14 protein-coding genes are annotated in these 16,546 nt (G+C 60.9%); 3 read left to right on the top strand and 11 right to left on the bottom strand.

From position 1 onward, the window contains the following. Positions 1-3 precede the first annotated feature (3 nt). Together ACSQ16_RS01355 and ACSQ16_RS01350 are read left to right on the top strand one after the other, a co-directional pair. Positions 4-1,593 (top strand): gamma-glutamyltransferase, encoded by a 1,590-nt coding sequence (locus ACSQ16_RS01355; protein ID WP_243263711.1) that lies wholly within the window; start codon positions 4-6, stop codon positions 1,591-1,593. Beyond that, positions 1,590-2,984, top strand: a complete 1,395-nt coding sequence (locus ACSQ16_RS01350; RefSeq protein ID WP_243263709.1) for a M20 family metallopeptidase — start codon at positions 1,590-1,592, stop codon at positions 2,982-2,984. The genes ACSQ16_RS01355 and ACSQ16_RS01350 overlap by 4 nt, the downstream gene beginning before the upstream one ends. A gap of 32 nt (positions 2,985-3,016) precedes the next feature. Here ACSQ16_RS01350 and ACSQ16_RS01345 read toward each other — a convergent pair whose 3' ends face one another. From ACSQ16_RS01345 to glpD, 9 genes are all read right to left on the bottom strand, one after another. Then, complete coding sequence (locus ACSQ16_RS01345) at positions 3,017-4,189, bottom strand: iron-containing alcohol dehydrogenase (RefSeq protein ID WP_243263708.1); 1,173 nt, start codon at positions 4,187-4,189, stop codon at positions 3,017-3,019. Further along, the gene (glpK, locus tag ACSQ16_RS01340) at positions 4,153-5,649 is read right to left on the bottom strand and encodes a glycerol kinase GlpK (protein ID WP_317406472.1); all 1,497 of its coding nucleotides are present in this window, start codon (positions 5,647-5,649) and stop codon (positions 4,153-4,155) included. Before glpK ends, ACSQ16_RS01345 begins: the two co-directional genes overlap by 37 nt. Before the next feature lie 76 nt (positions 5,650-5,725). Continuing rightward, a complete protein-coding gene (locus tag ACSQ16_RS01335) occupies positions 5,726-7,438 on the bottom strand; it encodes an ABC transporter substrate-binding protein (protein WP_435988446.1) in 1,713 nt (570 codons plus the stop codon). 70 nt (positions 7,439-7,508) lie between these two features. Continuing rightward, positions 7,509-7,781: a DUF2160 domain-containing protein gene (locus tag ACSQ16_RS01330; RefSeq protein ID WP_007121386.1), complete on the bottom strand. Its 273-nt coding sequence runs from the start codon at positions 7,779-7,781 to the stop codon at positions 7,509-7,511. A gap of 13 nt (positions 7,782-7,794) precedes the next feature. Further along, complete coding sequence (locus ACSQ16_RS01325) at positions 7,795-8,682, bottom strand: carbohydrate ABC transporter permease (RefSeq protein ID WP_243263703.1); 888 nt, start codon at positions 8,680-8,682, stop codon at positions 7,795-7,797. After that, entirely contained in the window at positions 8,682-9,554 is an 873-nt protein-coding gene (locus ACSQ16_RS01320) for a carbohydrate ABC transporter permease (protein ID WP_067628794.1), read from the bottom strand. The genes ACSQ16_RS01325 and ACSQ16_RS01320 overlap by 1 nt, the downstream gene beginning before the upstream one ends. Further along, positions 9,551-10,636, bottom strand: a complete 1,086-nt coding sequence (locus tag ACSQ16_RS01315; RefSeq protein WP_243263702.1) for an ABC transporter ATP-binding protein — start codon at positions 10,634-10,636, stop codon at positions 9,551-9,553. The genes ACSQ16_RS01320 and ACSQ16_RS01315 overlap by 4 nt, the downstream gene beginning before the upstream one ends. Beyond that, the gene (locus ACSQ16_RS01310; RefSeq protein WP_243263700.1) at positions 10,636-11,721 is read right to left on the bottom strand and encodes an ABC transporter ATP-binding protein; all 1,086 of its coding nucleotides are present in this window, start codon (positions 11,719-11,721) and stop codon (positions 10,636-10,638) included. The genes ACSQ16_RS01315 and ACSQ16_RS01310 overlap by 1 nt, the downstream gene beginning before the upstream one ends. Before the next feature lie 13 nt (positions 11,722-11,734). Further along, positions 11,735-13,348 carry a glycerol-3-phosphate dehydrogenase gene (glpD, locus tag ACSQ16_RS01305; RefSeq protein WP_243263699.1) on the bottom strand — a complete coding sequence of 538 codons (1,614 nt, stop codon included), beginning with the start codon at positions 13,346-13,348 and terminating at the stop codon, positions 11,735-11,737. A 197-nt stretch (positions 13,349-13,545) separates the two neighbouring features. On the opposite strand from glpD, the gene ACSQ16_RS01300 reads away from it, so the two are divergent. After that, positions 13,546-14,313 (top strand): DeoR/GlpR family DNA-binding transcription regulator, encoded by a 768-nt coding sequence (locus ACSQ16_RS01300; protein ID WP_243263757.1) that lies wholly within the window; start codon positions 13,546-13,548, stop codon positions 14,311-14,313. Positions 14,314-14,322: 9 nt separating this feature from the next. Here the strand turns inward: ACSQ16_RS01300 and ACSQ16_RS01295 are convergent, their stop codons facing one another. Continuing rightward, positions 14,323-15,726, bottom strand: coding sequence for an alpha,alpha-trehalose-phosphate synthase (UDP-forming) (locus tag ACSQ16_RS01295; protein WP_243263697.1), 1,404 nt, complete (start codon positions 15,724-15,726; stop codon positions 14,323-14,325). 165 nt (positions 15,727-15,891) lie between these two features. Continuing rightward, positions 15,892-16,488, bottom strand: coding sequence for an exopolysaccharide biosynthesis protein (locus ACSQ16_RS01290; RefSeq protein WP_243263695.1), 597 nt, complete (start codon positions 16,486-16,488; stop codon positions 15,892-15,894). Positions 16,489-16,546 lie beyond the last annotated feature (58 nt).

Here is a 16,546-nt window from a genome sequence, read left to right as displayed (position 1 = left end):
CCCATGTCATCGAACCTGTCGCACAGCAGTCAAACCCGCAAAACCGTCATCGAAACCGAACATGGCGTCGTCGCCGCACAGCACCGTCTGGCGGCAATCGCGGGGGCCGAAGTGCTGGCGGCAGGGGGCGACGCGGTAGATGCGGCTGTGGCCACCTCTTTCGTCATCGGCGTGTTGGAACCTTGGATGAGCGGCCCGGCGGGCGGCGGGGCGATGATGATCTGGCGCGCTGAGGAAGGTCAGGCCCATGCCCTGAACCACGGTATGCGCAGCCCCGGCGCGCTCGATCCGGCGAATTATCCGCTGAGCGGGCGGGGCAAGGCGGGCGATCTCTTCCCGTGGGAGCATGTGGAGGGGGACCGCAACGTCCAAGGCGCCACCGCCATCGCCGTGCCCGGCGTGGTCGACGGGCTGGGCCAAGCGCATGAACGTTTCGGCAAAATGCCTTGGGGCGAGCTGCTTGCCCCGGCGGTTGAACATGCCCGCAAGGGTCTGTTGGTGGATTGGTATGCCGCGCTGGTCATCGCCTCTTGCACGCGCGCCCTTGCGCAGGATGCGGATGCGGCGGACCTCTTTCTGGAAGACGGGCAGTGGCCCACGATCAGCGGCTGGACCGCGCTGGCCGAGAAACGGCTGGACCAATCGCGCATGGCCGACAGTCTTGACCAGATCGCGCGGAACGGGGCGCGCGCGCTCTATGATGGAGACCTTGGGGCCGCGATGGCGCGGGATGTGCAGGACAAGGGCGGCTGCCTCAGCCACGACGACCTGCAAGCCTACCGCGCCGAATTCAGCGCGCCGCTCGACTTCGCCTATCGCGATGCGCGCTTCCACGTGGTGCCGGGGCTGACCGCCGGGCCGACCTTCCGCGATACCTTTGCCTCCCTCGCGACCGAAGACCTCGGGAACGCCCCCGGCCCCGACAGCTATGCCGCGATGGCCGAGGCACTCAAAGGCGCCTATGCCCGCCGCCTCGGCTCCATGGGCGATACCGGCGAAAGCCCCGAGGCGCCGGGCTGCACCACCCATTTCTCGGTCGTCGACCGCCACGGGAATATGGTGGCGCAGACGCAGACGCTCTTGTCGATCTTCGGCTCCCGCGTCGTCTCGCCCTCCACCGGCTTTTTGATGAACAACGGCATCATGTGGTTCGACCCGGTTCAGGGCCGCCCGAACTCTCTCGGGCCGAACAAGCGCTGCCTGATGAACGTCTGCCCGGTGATCGGCGAACAGGGCGACAAACGCTTTGCCTTCGGCGCCTCCGGCGGGCGCAAAATCCTCGGCGCGGTGGCGCAATTGTCCTCCTTCGTCACTGATTTCGACATGTCGCTCGAAGACAGTTTCCACGCGCCGCGCATCGACGCCTCGGACGCCAACCAGCTCATCGCCGATGAAAGTCTGCCGCGCGATGTGCTCGACCGGCTGCGCGAGAACAATGAGGTCGCCGAGACCAAACGCACGATCTTTCCCTACGCTTTCGCCTGTCCCGCAGGCGTGATGCGCGCGAACGGGCAGAATTCCGGCTGTACCGAGATCATGTCGCCTTGGGGCGACGCTATTTCCGAAGATATGACAAAGGACATTGAAGCATGACCCGCGACAGCGCGATCGAAGCGATCTCGACCTATTTCGATGAGGGGACATTCCAAGCCGAACTGGCCAACCTCGTCTGTTATGAGACCGAGAGCCAGAACCCCGACCAAGCTCCCGAACTCAAACGCTATCTGGTCGAGACGATGGAGCCGCGGCTGGCGGCAATGGGCTTTGCCTGTAGCTTTCACGACAATCCCGACCCGCGCGGTGGCCCCTTTCTGGTGGGCGAGCGCCGCGAGGGCGACGACCTGCCCACCGTGCTGACCTATGGCCACGGCGACGTGATCCGCGCCCAGACCGACCAGTGGCGCGAGGGGCTGCATCCTTTCAAACTGGTCGAAGAAGGCGACAAACTTTATGGCCGCGGCACTGCCGACAACAAGGGCCAGCACCTGATCAACATCGCCGCCGTCGAAGCCGTGCTGAAAACCCGTGGCAAGCTGGGTTTCAACTGCCGCATCGTGATCGAGATGAGCGAGGAGACCGGCAGCGCGGGCCTGCCCGAATTCTTTACCGAACACCGTGAGGAACTGACCGCCGACGTGCTCATCGCCTCGGACGGGCCGCGCCTGCAACCCGATGTGCCGACCATGTTCATGGGCTCGCGCGGGGGCGTGTCGTTCGATCTGATCGTCGACAAACGCGAAGGGGCGCATCACTCGGGCAACTGGGGTGGCTTGCTGGCCGATCCGGCGATGATCTTGGCCCAAGCGCTGGCGACCATCACCGACAAACGCGGGCAAATCCAGATCGCTGAATGGCGGCCCGACAGCCTGACCCCCTCGGTTCGCGCGGCGTTGAAAGACCTGCCGATCGAAAGCGATGATGGCCCCGCCATCGACAGCGACTGGGGCGAAGAAGACCTGACCCCAGTCGAGCGCGCCTACGGCTGGAACAGCTTTGCAATTCTCGCGATGAAAAGCGGCGTCCCCGAAGCGCCGGTCAACGCAATCTCTGCCCATGCGACGGCCACCTGCCAATTGCGCTATGTCGTCGGCACCGATCCCGAAGACATCCTGCCCGCGCTGCGCCGGCACCTTGATGAACACGGGTTCGAAGACGTCCGGATCGAACCGCATGACCGCGGCTTCTTCCGCGCCACGCGGCTGGATGCGGATCACCCTTGGGTGAAGTTCGTGGCCGCCTCGCTTACGAAAAGTGCGGGAAAAGCGCCGCATATCCTGCCGAACCTTGCAGGCTCCCTGCCCAACGACAGTTTCAGCGATGTTCTGGGTCTGCCGACGGTCTGGGTGCCGCATTCCTACCGCAGCTGTTCGCAGCACGCGCCGGATGAACACGTTCTGAAACCCGTCTGCCGCGACGCGCTGCGGGTAATGGCGGGCGTGTTCTGGGATTTGGGCGAAGGCAACACGCCGCCGCGCGCAACCTGAGAATGCCGGGCGGGGGCTGTGGCTCCTGCCCGCTACATTGCCGCGCGGATGCAGGCTTCGAGAGTTTCCGTCTCAAGCACGCAAGGGTTGGCGCGCATGGAGGAAGAGGCTGCCGCCTCGCGGGCGGTCTCAGTCAGATCCGCATCTTCGGGGATCCAACGGTTCAGCCGGTCCAGCCCCCAATCGTCGAGCATGGCGGTGAGCGCTTTGAACGTGCCGTCCTCTGGCAGGTCGAACCCGTCGGAGAGCCACCTCTGAACTTCCGTGAAGCGGGCCGAGACCCCGAGCACATCCGCGTTCGCGGCCAGCACCGGCCCCAGCAGACGCCCACAGATCAGCCCATGCGGCGCGGCGAAACGCCCGCCGATCACACCCGCCAGCCCATGCACCGCACCGAGGCCCGCATTCGCCAGCGCCAAACCGCCCGAGAGGCTGACATAGGCCAGCGCATCTCGCGCGGCCTGATCCTCGCCCTCGGCCAGACATTTAAGCGCCGCGATCCCCTGCGGGATCGAGGCACGGCAGAGCGCATCGCTGAGCGGGTTGGCTTTGCTTGAAAGATAGGGCTCAATCACCTGCACCAAGGCATCAAGCCCCGACCCCAACGTGACGCCGCGCGGCGCGCCATCGGTCAGCGCGGGATCGACCAAGGCCAAACGCGGCAGCATTCGGTCGTCGCGCAGGCTGACTTTTCGCGCTGCTTGCGCCACGGCGATAACGGCGTTTTTGGTGACCTCGGCCCCGGTGCCTGCCGTGGTCGGGATCGCGATCATCGGCAGTGGATCGGCTTGCAACGGCTTGCCCGCGCCCACGACTTCGAGATGTTCCATCACGTCGCAATCCGACGGGATCAGCGCCGCTGCGGCCTTGGCAAGGTCGATCACCGCGCCGCCGCCCACGCCCAGCACCACATCCGCGCCGCGCCCCGCTGCCACGGCGGCGCGTACGTCCTCGACCGATGGCTCACCGCTGCTGCGCAACTGGGTCACCTCGCAGCCCGCCGCCGCCAAATCCCGCGCCAGTTCATCGACCCAAGCGACCGAGCCGCCGCGCAGCAAAAGCACCTGCCGCCCATAGCCGCGCGCAGCGGTCACCGCTTCACCCGCCACACTGCGGCCAAAGCGGATGCGCCCGGCGGTGGAGAAACCAAAGGCTGCGATCTCCTCCATCAGAATTGCAACGTGGCGTTCACAGCGCGCTTCCATGCGCCGTATTTCTCATCCCGCGTCGCCGCATCCATCTGCATTTCAAACCGTCGATCCAGCGCCCATTCGCGGGCGAAGCCTTCCATGTCAGGATAGATCCCCGCCCGCTGCCCCGCCAACCATGCCGCACCAAGTGCCGTGGTTTCCAGCACATCAGGACGGTCGACTGAAGCACCGATCACGTCCGAGAGAAACTGCATCGCCCAGTCACTAGCGCTCATCCCGCCGTCGACGCGCAGGGTCGCAATCTCGCCCGGCTGGCCTTGGGCGGCCCAGTCCGCCTGCATGGCTTCCAAGAGGTCGCGGGTCTGGTAGCCCACGCTTTCGAGTGCAGCACGCGCGAGTTCCGCAGGGCCGGAGTTGCGCGTCAGCCCGTAGATCGCGCCACGGCATTCGGCGTTCCAGTAAGGCGCACCGAGGCCTACGAAAGCAGGTACCAGAACCACGTTCTGATGCGGATCCGCCTGCTCGGCCAGTGCTTGGGTCTCGCTCGCCTCGCGGATCATCTTGAGCCCGTCGCGCAGCCATTGCACCACGGCCCCGGCGACAAAGATTGAGCCTTCGAGCGCATAGGTCGGCTTGCCGTCGAGTTGATAGGCAATGGTGGTGAGCAGCCGATTGGTTGAAGTTACCGCAGTCTCGCCCGTATTCAGCAGCGCAAAACAGCCCGTGCCGTAGGTCGATTTCATCATGCCGGGCTGGAAACAAGCCTGCCCGATGGTCGCCGCCTGCTGGTCGCCTGCCACACCAAGGATCGGAATCTCGCGGCCAAAGAGATCGGGGCGCGTGGTGCCGAAATCGGCGGCGCAGTCTTGTACCTCGGGGAGCATCTCGACCGGAATGTCGAACATCTTGCAGATCGTCGTGCTCCAGCGGCCTTTGTGAATGTCATAGAGCATGGTGCGCGCGGCGTTGGTGGCGTCGGTCACATGGCGCGCGCCGCCGGTGAGCTTCCAGATCAGGAAGCTGTCGACCGTGCCGAAAAGTAGATCGCCCGCCCGCGCCCGGTCACGGGCACCTTCGACGTTGTCGAGGATCCACTTCAGCTTGGTGCCAGAGAAATAAGGATCAGCCAGCAGCCCGGTGCGCTCTGTGATGATCTTGTCGTCACCGCTCTCGCGCAATTCGCGGCAAAAGTCAGCAGTGCGGCGGTCTTGCCAAACGATGGCATTGTGCACCGGCTTACCGGTTTTCGCGTCCCAGACCAGCGTCGTCTCGCGTTGGTTGGTGATGCCGATGGCGGTGATGTCATCGGGACGCAGACCGGCCTTTTCGATCACCGCGCGGCAGGTGCCCGCGGTGGTGGACCACAGATCGCCCGGATCATGTTCGACCCAGCCGGAGCGGGGGAAATGCTGCGGAAATTCTTCTTGGGCCGTGGCCGTCACCGACATGTTGCCGTCAAAGATGATCGCCCGCGAAGAGGTGGTTCCCTGATCAATGGCGAGGATATGGGTCATGGCGCAGCCCCCGGATGTTGGATGAAACAAAAAAGGGGTCGGAACGCTGCTGCGTCCCGGCCCCCGAAAGTTTGGCTTACTGCCAGGACTTGATCAACTCTTCGTAGCTGATTGTCTCGGGCTCGGGGTCTTCGTTGTCGAGCTTGGCAACGGGCGAACCTTCCTGCTCAAGCCAGTAGGAGGCTTCACGCTCCTCGTTCATTTTCGGACCCAGATCACCTTGGACGCCTGCGCGCTCAAGACGTTCCATGACCTTTTCCTGCTCGGCACAAAGGCTGTCGAGCGCTTCCTGAGGTGTTTTCGCACCCGACATCGCGTCGCCGATGTTCTGCCACCACAGCTGCGCCAGCTTGGGGTAATCCGGCACGTTCGTCCCTGTGGGCGACCATGCGGTACGCGCGGGGGAGCGGTAGAATTCCACCAGACCGCCGAGTTTCGGCGCACGCTCGGTGAAGCTTTCGTGCTGGATGGTGGACTCGCGGATGAAGGTCAGACCGGCGTGGGCCTTTTCAACATCGACGGTTTTCGAGGTCACGAACTGCGCATAGAGCCATGCGGCCTTGGCGCGGTCGACGGGCGTGCTTTCCATCAGCGTCCAGCTGCCCACGTCTTGATAGCCCACCTTCTGGCCATCCTTCCAATAGGCGCCATGCGGGCTGGGTGCCATGCGCCACTTGGGCGTACCATCGTCGTTCAACACGGCAGTGGCATTCTCGTTCACCATGTCCGCGGTGAAGGCCGTGTACCAGAACATCTGTTGGGCAATCGTGCCCTGTGCAGGGACCGGACCGGCTTCGCCAAAGGTCATGCCAGCGGCTGCGGGGGGCGTGTACTTTTCAAGCCATTCGATGGATTTGGAGACCGCATAGACCGCCGCCGCATCGTTGGTCGCACCGCCACGGGTCACGCAGGAACCGACGGGCTGCGAGTTTTCGTTAACGCGGATACCCCATTCGTCGACCGGCAGGCCGTTGGGCTCACCCACGTCGCCGCCGCCCGCCATGGAGAGCCACGCATCGGTGTAGCGCCAGCCAAGGCTCGGGTCTTTCTTGCCGTAGTCCATGTTACCGTAGACTTCGACGCCGTCGATGGTGCGACCGGTGAAGAATTCGGCGATGTCTTCGTAAGCGGACCAGTTGACCGGCACGCCCAGATCATAGCCGTATTTCTCTTTGAACTCGGCCATCAACTCAGGATCGGTGAACCAGTCCTGACGGAACCAGTAAAGGTTCGCGAACTGCTGGTCGGGCAGCTGATACAGCTCGCCATCGGGCGACGTTGTGAAGTCGAGGCCGATGTAATCGTCCAGATCGAGACCGGGGTTGGTCACGTCCTTGCCTTCGTTCGCCATCCAGTCGGTCAGGCTGCGCGCCTGCTTGTAACGCCAGTGGGTGCCGATCAGGTCAGAGTCGTTGATATAGGCGTCATAGATGTTCTCGCCCGACTGCATCTGCGTTTGCAGTTTCTCAACCACGTCACCTTCGCCGATCAGGTCGTGGGTGATATTGATGCCGGTGATCGCGCTGAAGGCCGGGGCCAGCACGTTGGCTTCGTATTCGTGCGTGGTGATGGTCTCGGACACGACTTTGATGTCCATGCCTTTGAATGCTTCACCAGCGTCGATGAAGAATTGCATCTCCGCTTCCTGCTCTTCGCGGCTCAGCGCGGAGCGTTCGATTTCCTCGTCGAGGAATTTCTTCGCGGCATCCATATCCGCGAATGCTGGCCCGGCGAGCAGACCGAGCGTGACCGCCAAAGCGGTACTCGATTTCATGACAGATCGTTTCATTATGTCCTCCCTAGACATTTGGTCGTGTCGTATGGCCGCCCCGATTAACCGGGATCAGCCGTGATAGCGCCTAGACCCAGCGAAATACGGCTGCGGCATAGGCAAGGCAGACCAGCAGCGCATAGGGCTGCGGACCCGCCTCGAAACCCAGCCAGATCAAATTGATAAAGGCTGAGCCGAGAAGCGTGATGAACAGACGGTCACCACGGGTTGTTTCGATCCTGAGGATGCCGGTGCGCGGCGTCTCAGGAAATTTGATCGCGAGGATCGTGAAGGTCACGAGTAACAGCGCGATGACACCGAAGAAGATCGCGGTGGGCATGGTCCAAGCCATCCAAGACATGAGCGGTCTCCCTTTATACGCGCCCGAGGGCAAAGCCCTTGGCGATGTAGTTGCGGACGAAATAGATCACCAAAGCGCCCGGCACGATTGTGAGCACCCCGGCGGCGGCCAGCACGCCCCAGTCGAGGCCGGAAGCGGAGACCGTACGGGTCATGGTGGCGGCGATGGGTTTGGCATCGACCGAGGTCAGCGTGCGCGACAGCAGCAGTTCCACCCATGAGAACATGAAGCAGAAGAAGGCCGCGACGCCGATGCCGGAAGCGATCAGCGGGGTGAAGATGCGGATGAAGAAGCGCGGGAAGGAGTAGCCATCAAGGTAGGCCGTCTCGTCAATCTCCTTAGGCACGCCGCGCATGAAACCTTCGAGGATCCAGACCGCCAGCGGCACGTTGAACAGGCAATGCGCCAGCGCCACGGCGATATGCGTGTCGAACAGCCCGACCGAGGAATAAAGCTGGAAGAACGGCAGCGCGAAGACCGCCGGAGGGGCCATGCGGTTGGTCAGCAGCCAGAAGAACAGGTGTTTGTCGCCCATAAAGCTGTAGCGCGAGAAGGCATAGGCCGCCGGCAGCGCCACGGCGAGCGAGATCACCGTGTTCATCACCACGTAGATCAGGCTGTTGACATAGCCCATGTACCAGCTCGGATCGGTCAGGATCTTGGCATAGTTCGCCAGCGTCAGATCACGCGGGTAGAGCGAGAAGGAGCCGAGGATTTCCGCGTTGGTCTTGAGGCTCATGTTGATGAGCCAATAGATCGGCAGCATCAAGAACAGCAGATAGAGCGTCATCACCACGACCGACCCCTTGGGCCGGAAACGGCTGCGGCGGGCGGTGGTGGTCGCGGTCACATCGCCCGGAATGGGCGCGGCGCCGGGGGCTTGTACGGTGCTATCGGTCATCAGACACCATCCCTTTTGTCGAGGTTGACCATGACAGTGTAGAACACCCATGAAATCAACAAGATAACGAGGAAATACATCAGGCTGAACGCCGCCGCGGGGCCGAGGTCAAACTGGCCAATGGCCATTTTCACCAAGTCGATGGACAGGAAGGTCGTGGCATTGCCCGGCCCGCCGCCCGTCACGACGAACGGCTCGGTATAGATCATGAAACTATCCATGAAACGCAGCAGGATCGCGATCATCAGCACCCCCGCCATCTTGGGCAGCTCGATGTAGCGGAACACGGCCCAACGGCTGGCTTGGTCAATCTTGGCGGCTTGGTAGTAAGCGTCCGGGATGGACTGGAGCCCGGCATAGGCCAAAAGCGCCACCAGAGAGGTCCAGTGCCAGACGTCCATGACCACAACAGTGATCCAAGCAGCGGTGATGTCTTGGGTGTAGTTATAGGTGATGCCCAGCTTGTCGAGCGTGTAGCCCAAAAGGCCAATGTCGACGCGGCCAAAGATTTGCCAGATCGTGCCAACCACGTTCCACGGGATCAGCAGCGGCAGGGACATGAGGACGAGGCAGAAGCTGGCCCAGAACCCGTTTTTGGGCATGTTCAGCGCAACGAAGATGCCGAGGGGGATTTCAATCGCCAAAATGACGCCCGAGAAGATCAACTGACGGCCCAAAGCGTCCCACATCCGGTCGCTGTCGAGCATGTCGGAAAACCACTCAAGCCCGGCCCAGAAGAACTCATTCCGGCCAAAGGTGTCCTGCACCGAGTAGTTGACCACGGTCATCAGCGGGATCACAGCCGAAAAGGCCACAAGTATCAGAACCGGCAGGACAAGGAACCATGCCTTTTGGTTGACGGTCTTGTTCATGCGGCCTCTCCCTCTGCGCTGATGCGCCAATCATCGGCATAGACATTGATGCCCGCCGGATCGAAACTGATCGCGGTGTTTTCGCTTGGCACCGTGGCGCCTTCCTCGGCGATGGCGCTGACCGGCTGGCCTGCCACATCAAGGCGGATGATCTTGTGACGGCCCACGTCTTCGACGCGGGTTACCTTGGCAGGTAGCCCCAAGCCTTCGCCGTTAAGGCGGATAAACTCGGGCCGGACGCCCAGCTGGGTTTTACCGCCCTTGGGGGCGTAAGTTTTATTCAAGTTGATGCTCGCGCCCGCGACCTGCGCGGCATTGCCGGAAATTTGCGCGTCAAACAGGTTCATCCCCGGCGAGCCGATGAAATAGCCCACGAAGGTATGCGCGGGCCGTTCGAACAATTCCTGCGGCGTGCCGATCTGCACCACACGGCCATCGTACATCACCACTACTTTATCCGCGAAGGTCAGCGCCTCGGTCTGGTCATGGGTCACATAGATCATCGTGTGGCCGAATTCATGGTGCAGCGATTTCAGCTGCGTGCGAAGCTCCCATTTCATATGCGGGTCGATCACCGTCAGCGGCTCGTCGAACAGCAGCGCGTTCACGTCTTCGCGCACCATGCCGCGGCCCAGCGAAATCTTTTGCTTGGCATCCGCCGTGAGGCCCCGCGCCTTGCGGTTCAACTCGTCTTCCATGCCGATCATCTGCGCGATCTGCTGCACGCGCTCTGCGACATAAGAGGCATCCGCGCCCCGGTTGCGCAGCGGAAAGGCGAGGTTATCGCGCACCGTCATCGTGTCGTAGACCACCGGGAACTGGAACACCTGCGCGATGTTGCGCTCTGCCGTGGGGGCGTTGGTTACATCGACATCGTTGAACAGGATGCGGCCCTGCGACGGCTGCAACAGGCCCGAGATGATGTTAAGGAGGGTGGATTTCCCACAGCCCGAAGCGCCGAGGAGGGCATAGGCTTCGCCGTCGATCCAGTCGTGGTTCAACTCCTTGAGGGCAAAATCATCCTCATGGCCGGGGTTCGGCAAATAGGAATGCGCAAGGTTATCAAGCGTGATCTTGGCCATTATGCCGCCTCCGCATAGGGCGCGGCAGAGGCGAGGGCCCCGTTCGCGTCAAACAGGTAAATATGCGCCGGATCGAGGTAGACCGGCAGCGGCTGCCCCGGTTTCAGGTGCTGGATGCCATGCACCAGCCCGACCCATTTTGCGCCGTGGTAGTCGAGGTGGATGAAGGTTTCCGACCCGGTGATCTCGGTCACGTTCAGCTTCGCGTCAAAACCAATCGCGCCGGGGGTCTGCGCTGCGAGTGTCAGGTGGTTGGGGCGGAAGCCAGCGGTGTATTCGCCATCCTTCAGACTTGCCATCGTGGCAGGCGCGGGCATCTCGCCGCCGTCAAATCGCAAGGTGCTGCCCGCCTTTGTCATGCTCAGAAAATTCATCGGCGGATCAGAGAAGACACGTGCCGTCGTGGCATTCTCAGGCCGACGGTAGACGCTTGGCGTCAGGCCGAACTGCGTGACGCGGCCCTCCCAGAGCGTTGCGGTGTTGCCGCCCAAAAGCAGCGCCTCTTCCGGCTCTGTCGTGGCATAGACAAAGATCGACCCGGCGCGTTCAAAGATACGCGGGATCTCGGCGCGGAGTTCCTCGCGCAGTTTATAATCAAGGTTCGCTAGCGGCTCATCCAGCAGCACCAACCCGGCGTTTTTCACCAGCGCCCGCGCCAGCGCGCAGCGCTGTTGCTGGCCGCCCGAAAGCTCCAGCGGTTTACGGTCGAGCATCGGGGTCAGCTGCATCAGTTCAGCCGTCTCGCGCACCGCGCGGTCGATCTCGTCTTTGGATTTACCGACCAGCTTCATCGGCGAGGCGATGTTGTCATAGACGGTCATCGAGGGGTAGTTGATGAACTGCTGATAGACCATCGCCACTTTGCGGTCTTGAACGCGCATGCCGGTGACATCTTCGCCGTTCCAGATCACTTGGCCAGTATTGGGTACATCAAGCCCCGCCATCAGCCGCATCAGCGAAGTCTTGCCTGCAGACGTTGGCCCCAAGAGCACGTTCATCGTGCCCTTTTCCAAGGTCAGGTCGGTCGGGTGGATATGCGTTTGACCGCCCACCGTTTTCGACACGTTTTTTAGGATCAAACTCACGTTCGTCCTCCCCTCATTCCGCTGCAGAGGCGGCTTGTTTCGCCGCACGCATCTGCATCCATTCATCAAGACGCGCGATCTGCGCCTCATCCATTCGCAGGCCCAGCTTGCTGCGGCGCCAGACGACGTCCTCTGCGCTGAGAGCATACTCTTTGTTCATCAGCCAAGCGACCTCACGCGCCGTGAGGGTCGCGCCGAAATGCTCCCCCATGTCCGCGAGCGTCTTGGACTCACCCAGCAGCGCCCATGCATCTGTACCATAGGCCCGGATCAGCCGTGCTGCCCAGCTTTCATCTAGAAAGCCGTAATCCGCATTCAGCCGCGCGATCAGTTGCGCTACCCCGTCTACCGGGAAATCTCCACCGGGCAGCGCCACGCCAGCGGTCCAATGGCCCGACAGCCCGCCGAAATGCGGGGCGATCAACTCCAGCGCATCTTCGGCCAGTTTGCGGTAAGTGGTGATCTTGCCGCCAAAGACATTGAGGATCGGTGCACCGCCGGTTTCGTCCACCTTGAGCGTATAATCCCGCGTGGCCGCCGTGGCGCTGCTGGCCCCGTCATCATAGAGCGGGCGCACGCCGGAGTAGGTCCAGACGACGTCTTTTCGGGTGATGTCCTGCTTGAGATAGCCGTTCACGAACTTGATCAGGTAATCCTGCTCTTCGGGGGTGCATTCCGGGGTGACGGATGGATCAGGGTGATCCGCGTCGGTGGTGCCGATCAGAGTGAAATCCTGCTCATAAGGGATCGTGAAGATGATCCGCCCATCGGTACCTTGGAAGAAATAGCATTTGTCGTGATCGTAAAGCCGCTTGGTCACGATATGGCTGCCGCGCACCAGCCGCACCCCTTCGGAGGAGTTCAGCCGCGCGGTATTGTGGATGATGTCGCCGACCCACGGGCCGCCCGCGTTGACCAGCATTTTCGCTCGGATCACCTCACGCTGGCCATCCGCGCCATGCTCTACGGTGACCGCCCAACCGTCGGCGCTGCGGTCGGCAGAGACGACTTTGGTCCGGGTCATGATACGCGCGCCGCGCAGTTCCGCATCGCGGGCGTTCAACACCACAAGGCGCGAATCTTCGATCCAGCAGTCGGAATACTCAAAGGCTTTCTCAAAGCGATCCTCCAGCGGTGCCCCTTCGGCCGTGCCGCGCAGCGACAGACTGCGGGTGGCGGGCAGAATCTCGCGACCGCCGAGGTTGTCATAGAGAAACAGGCCCAAGCGGATCAGCCATGCCGGGCGGCGGCCCCGCATCCACGGCATGAACAACCGCAGCAATTTGGAAGTCGGCGTGTCCCCCTCAAACCGCATGTCGCGGTGATAGGGCAGCACGAAACGCATCGGCCAAGAGATATGCGGCATCGCCTTCAACAGCACTTCACGCTCGGTCAGTGCATGGCGCACGAGGCCGATCTCGAAATACTCAAGATAGCGCAAACCGCCGTGGAACAGTTTGGTCGAGGCCGAAGAGGTCGCCGAGGCCAGATCGTTCATCTCGGCCAAAGTCACGCTCAGACCCCGCCCCGCGGCATCCCGGGCGATACCGGCACCGTTGATTCCGCCGCCGATGACGAAAAGATCGACCGGAGCCGTGGCCACATGGCTATCGGGCTGTTGGTTCACGATCCGGCCCTCCCCCAGCACAGATTGGTGTAATTCGCGGCCAGTGTTACGAAACGACTCTCAACTGCACAAGATTTATTTTCGTTTATGTTCGTTTTAACGATATACCGAACATGTTAAGCGCAACAGGGCGCGCGATTGCTTGCGTTAGTCGAAACACTGGAGATAATGCACCGACAGCAGGCAGGAGCTACGCCATCTCACAGACATTCCGCCATCCAGACATACTTGAAATCGCCCGGCGCGAGGGCAAGGTCACCGTAGACGGGCTGGCCGAACATTTCGGCGTCACCCATCAAACCATCAGACGCGACCTCACCGAACTGGCCGATAGCGGCAAGTTAGAGCGGGTGCACGGCGGCGCGGTACTGCCTTCGGGAGCAAGCAACATCGGCTATGCCGAGCGGCGCAACCTGCATGAAGACGCCAAGAACCGCATCGCCCGCGCCTGCGCCGAACATATTCCGGACGGTTGCTCGGTTTTCTTGAATATCGGGACAAGTACCGAGGCCGTGGCTCGTGCTCTGTTGCATCACCGCGATCTGATGGTGGTGACGAACAACATGAATGTGGCGAACATCCTTGTCGATAATCCCGAGTGTCGCATCGTATTGACTGGCGGTGCACTGCGCCGCGTCGACGGCGGATTGGTCGGCAACCTGACGATTGAAACGATTCGACAGTTTAAATTCGATATCGCGGTAATTGGCTGTTCGGCGATGGATGCAGATGGAGATTTGCTCGACTTTGACATTGAAGAAGTGGGCGTAAGCCAATGCATCATCGCGCAGTCGCGCAAGACGTTTTTGGTGACCGATCATTCAAAATTCAAACGCTCTGCGCCTGCGCGCATCGCCTCTGCCCGAGAGGTCGATATGTTTTTCACCGACCTTCCCCTGCCCACGGGACTAATCGACAAATGCAGAAGTTGGGAGACTGAGGTGATCTATGCGCCGGAGATGTGATACGGTTCGCTACGCCTCAGACCACTCTCGTACCGGAGGTTTCACGACCAGCATCGGTGCGCAGTTTTTCAAAGCCTGAACATAGGTCTGGCTCCAGCGGTTCACATCCGTGGCGCGCACTTGCGCCATGCAACTGGCATGACGACGTTTGCGTTCCTCCAGTGGAAGGGCCAGTGCCGTCTTTAGCGCCTCGCTCATATCTTCGATGTCATAGGGGTTGACCAAGATCGCATCGGTTAGATCTTCGGCGGCACCGGCCATATGCGAAAGGATCAACACGCCGGGGTCTTCGGGGTCTTGCGCAGCGATATATTCCTTCGCCACAAGGTTCATCCCGTCGGCAAAAGGGGTGACGATCCCCACACGCGCGCGGCGGTAAAGCCGCGCCAGCAGGTCGCGATCAAGGTTCCGGTGAATATAGCGCAACGGGGTCCAGTCGATCTCTCCATGTTCGCCATTCACGCGGCCAACCAACTCTTCCAGTTCGTAACGAAGCTCACGATACGCCGCGACTTCTTCGCGGCTCGGTGGGGCGATCTGCACCATGCTCACGCGGCGTTCACGTTCATCACGGGTTTCCAGATAGCGGCCGAAGGCACGGAACCGGTTGGGCAAGCCTTTGGAATAATCCAGCCGGTCAACGCCGATGACGATGTCACCCGCCATATCGTCGGCCAGCCGATCTTGTTCGCTGCCGCCCTGCGCTGCTTGAACAAAGGTTTCCACGTCTATCCCGATGGGGAAAGACCGCACCGCCACTGCCCGCGCGCCGCATTTGATCGTGCCGTTCATCAGGAATTCGGAATCCGTCTCGGCGCGGAACATCTCAAGACAGCGCGCCACGTCAGCGCGGGTTTGCAGACCGACAAGATCGTAATCCGCCAACCAATGCGCCAAATTGGCCTCACGCGGGAGGGCGCCCATATCACCCAAGGCGGGGAAGGGAATATGCAGGAAAAACCCGATCTTGCCAGTAAAACCAAGCTTGCGCAGTTCAGTCGCCAAAGGGAAAAAATGATAGTCATGGACCCAGATCATATCTTCCGGTCCGGCAATCTTTATCACCTGCTGCGCAAGGCGCGCATTAACGGCGCTATATCCTCGCTCAAACCCACGGTCGAGCTCGACCAGATCACCGCGGCGGTGGCAGACCGGCCAAAGTACGGAATTGGAAAAACCAAGGTAGAAGTTTTGGTAATCTTCTGGGCTGAGGCTGAAGCTCAATCGAGCGTACTCGCTTTGGTCGCCATATTTCGTCAGGTTTTCTGCTGGATTATCTGTCGTCTCAGGATGCGATCCAATCCAGACGCCGCCAATCTTGCGCAGGGTTTCGTGAAGCGCAAAGACCAATCCACCAGAAGGGGCGGCCTCTGAAGGGATGCGATTTGAGATTACAATTAATCTGCCAGCCATATTTTGTGCCTCGGGAACAATCAATTTCGGCCGCCGAGCCTGAATAGACGGAACGCCGACCACCACTAACGGGTTAATGGTTCAGTTCGCTAAAGGTTCCCAGCTTGGGCTGAGATGGTCAAACATTTTGCAGGTGCAGCATCGCAATGAGGCGTGTTTATTTTTTCAGCGCCCAATAAAGAACCATGCAACACCCACAGGCAGCAGAGACATCAGGACCATTGCCAAGATCACCACCTTACCGTCACGCATAAGATAGCCCGCGGCGAATATGGCGATCATGGCCGACGCAATGGAACCCGACGTGGGGACGATCTCCATGAACGGCATGAACATGGTGAGCAACAGGACCATGATCAGTGGCAGGTAAATCCATGGGCGATGGAGCAGAAATGTCGTACGCTCGTGCAAAAACCGGTCAACAAATCTCACCGGACGGCGTAGCCATTTAACACCTTCGCGGAGCTTATCAGCCGCGATATCACGGCGCATGATGAACCCCGGCAGCCACAAACTATCGCGGCCCACGATCATCTGCACCACCAAGAACATGACCACCAGACCAACGAAAGCCGTAACCCCAGGAATGCCACTGGCGGGCGATGTAGAGATCAGGCTGAACGCGAGAATGGTCGAAGCAAAAGAATGTTTGCCAAGGCAGTTAATAATCTCTTCCACCGTGATCTGCCGATCATCGCCGCCGGAAAGATTTTCCATCTGGTCAAGCACACCGTCAAGAGTAGGCCCATCTGTGTCGCTCATGAAATTCTATTCCTTATGATACCGGGCCGCAGCACTGTTCATGTTAACAATGCGCGAA

It is taken from the genome of Sulfitobacter sp. SH24, from assembly GCF_965641895.1.
Classification (GTDB): domain Bacteria; phylum Pseudomonadota; class Alphaproteobacteria; order Rhodobacterales; family Rhodobacteraceae; genus Sulfitobacter; species Sulfitobacter dubius.
This window is presented reverse-complemented; position numbering and strand designations above follow the sequence as displayed.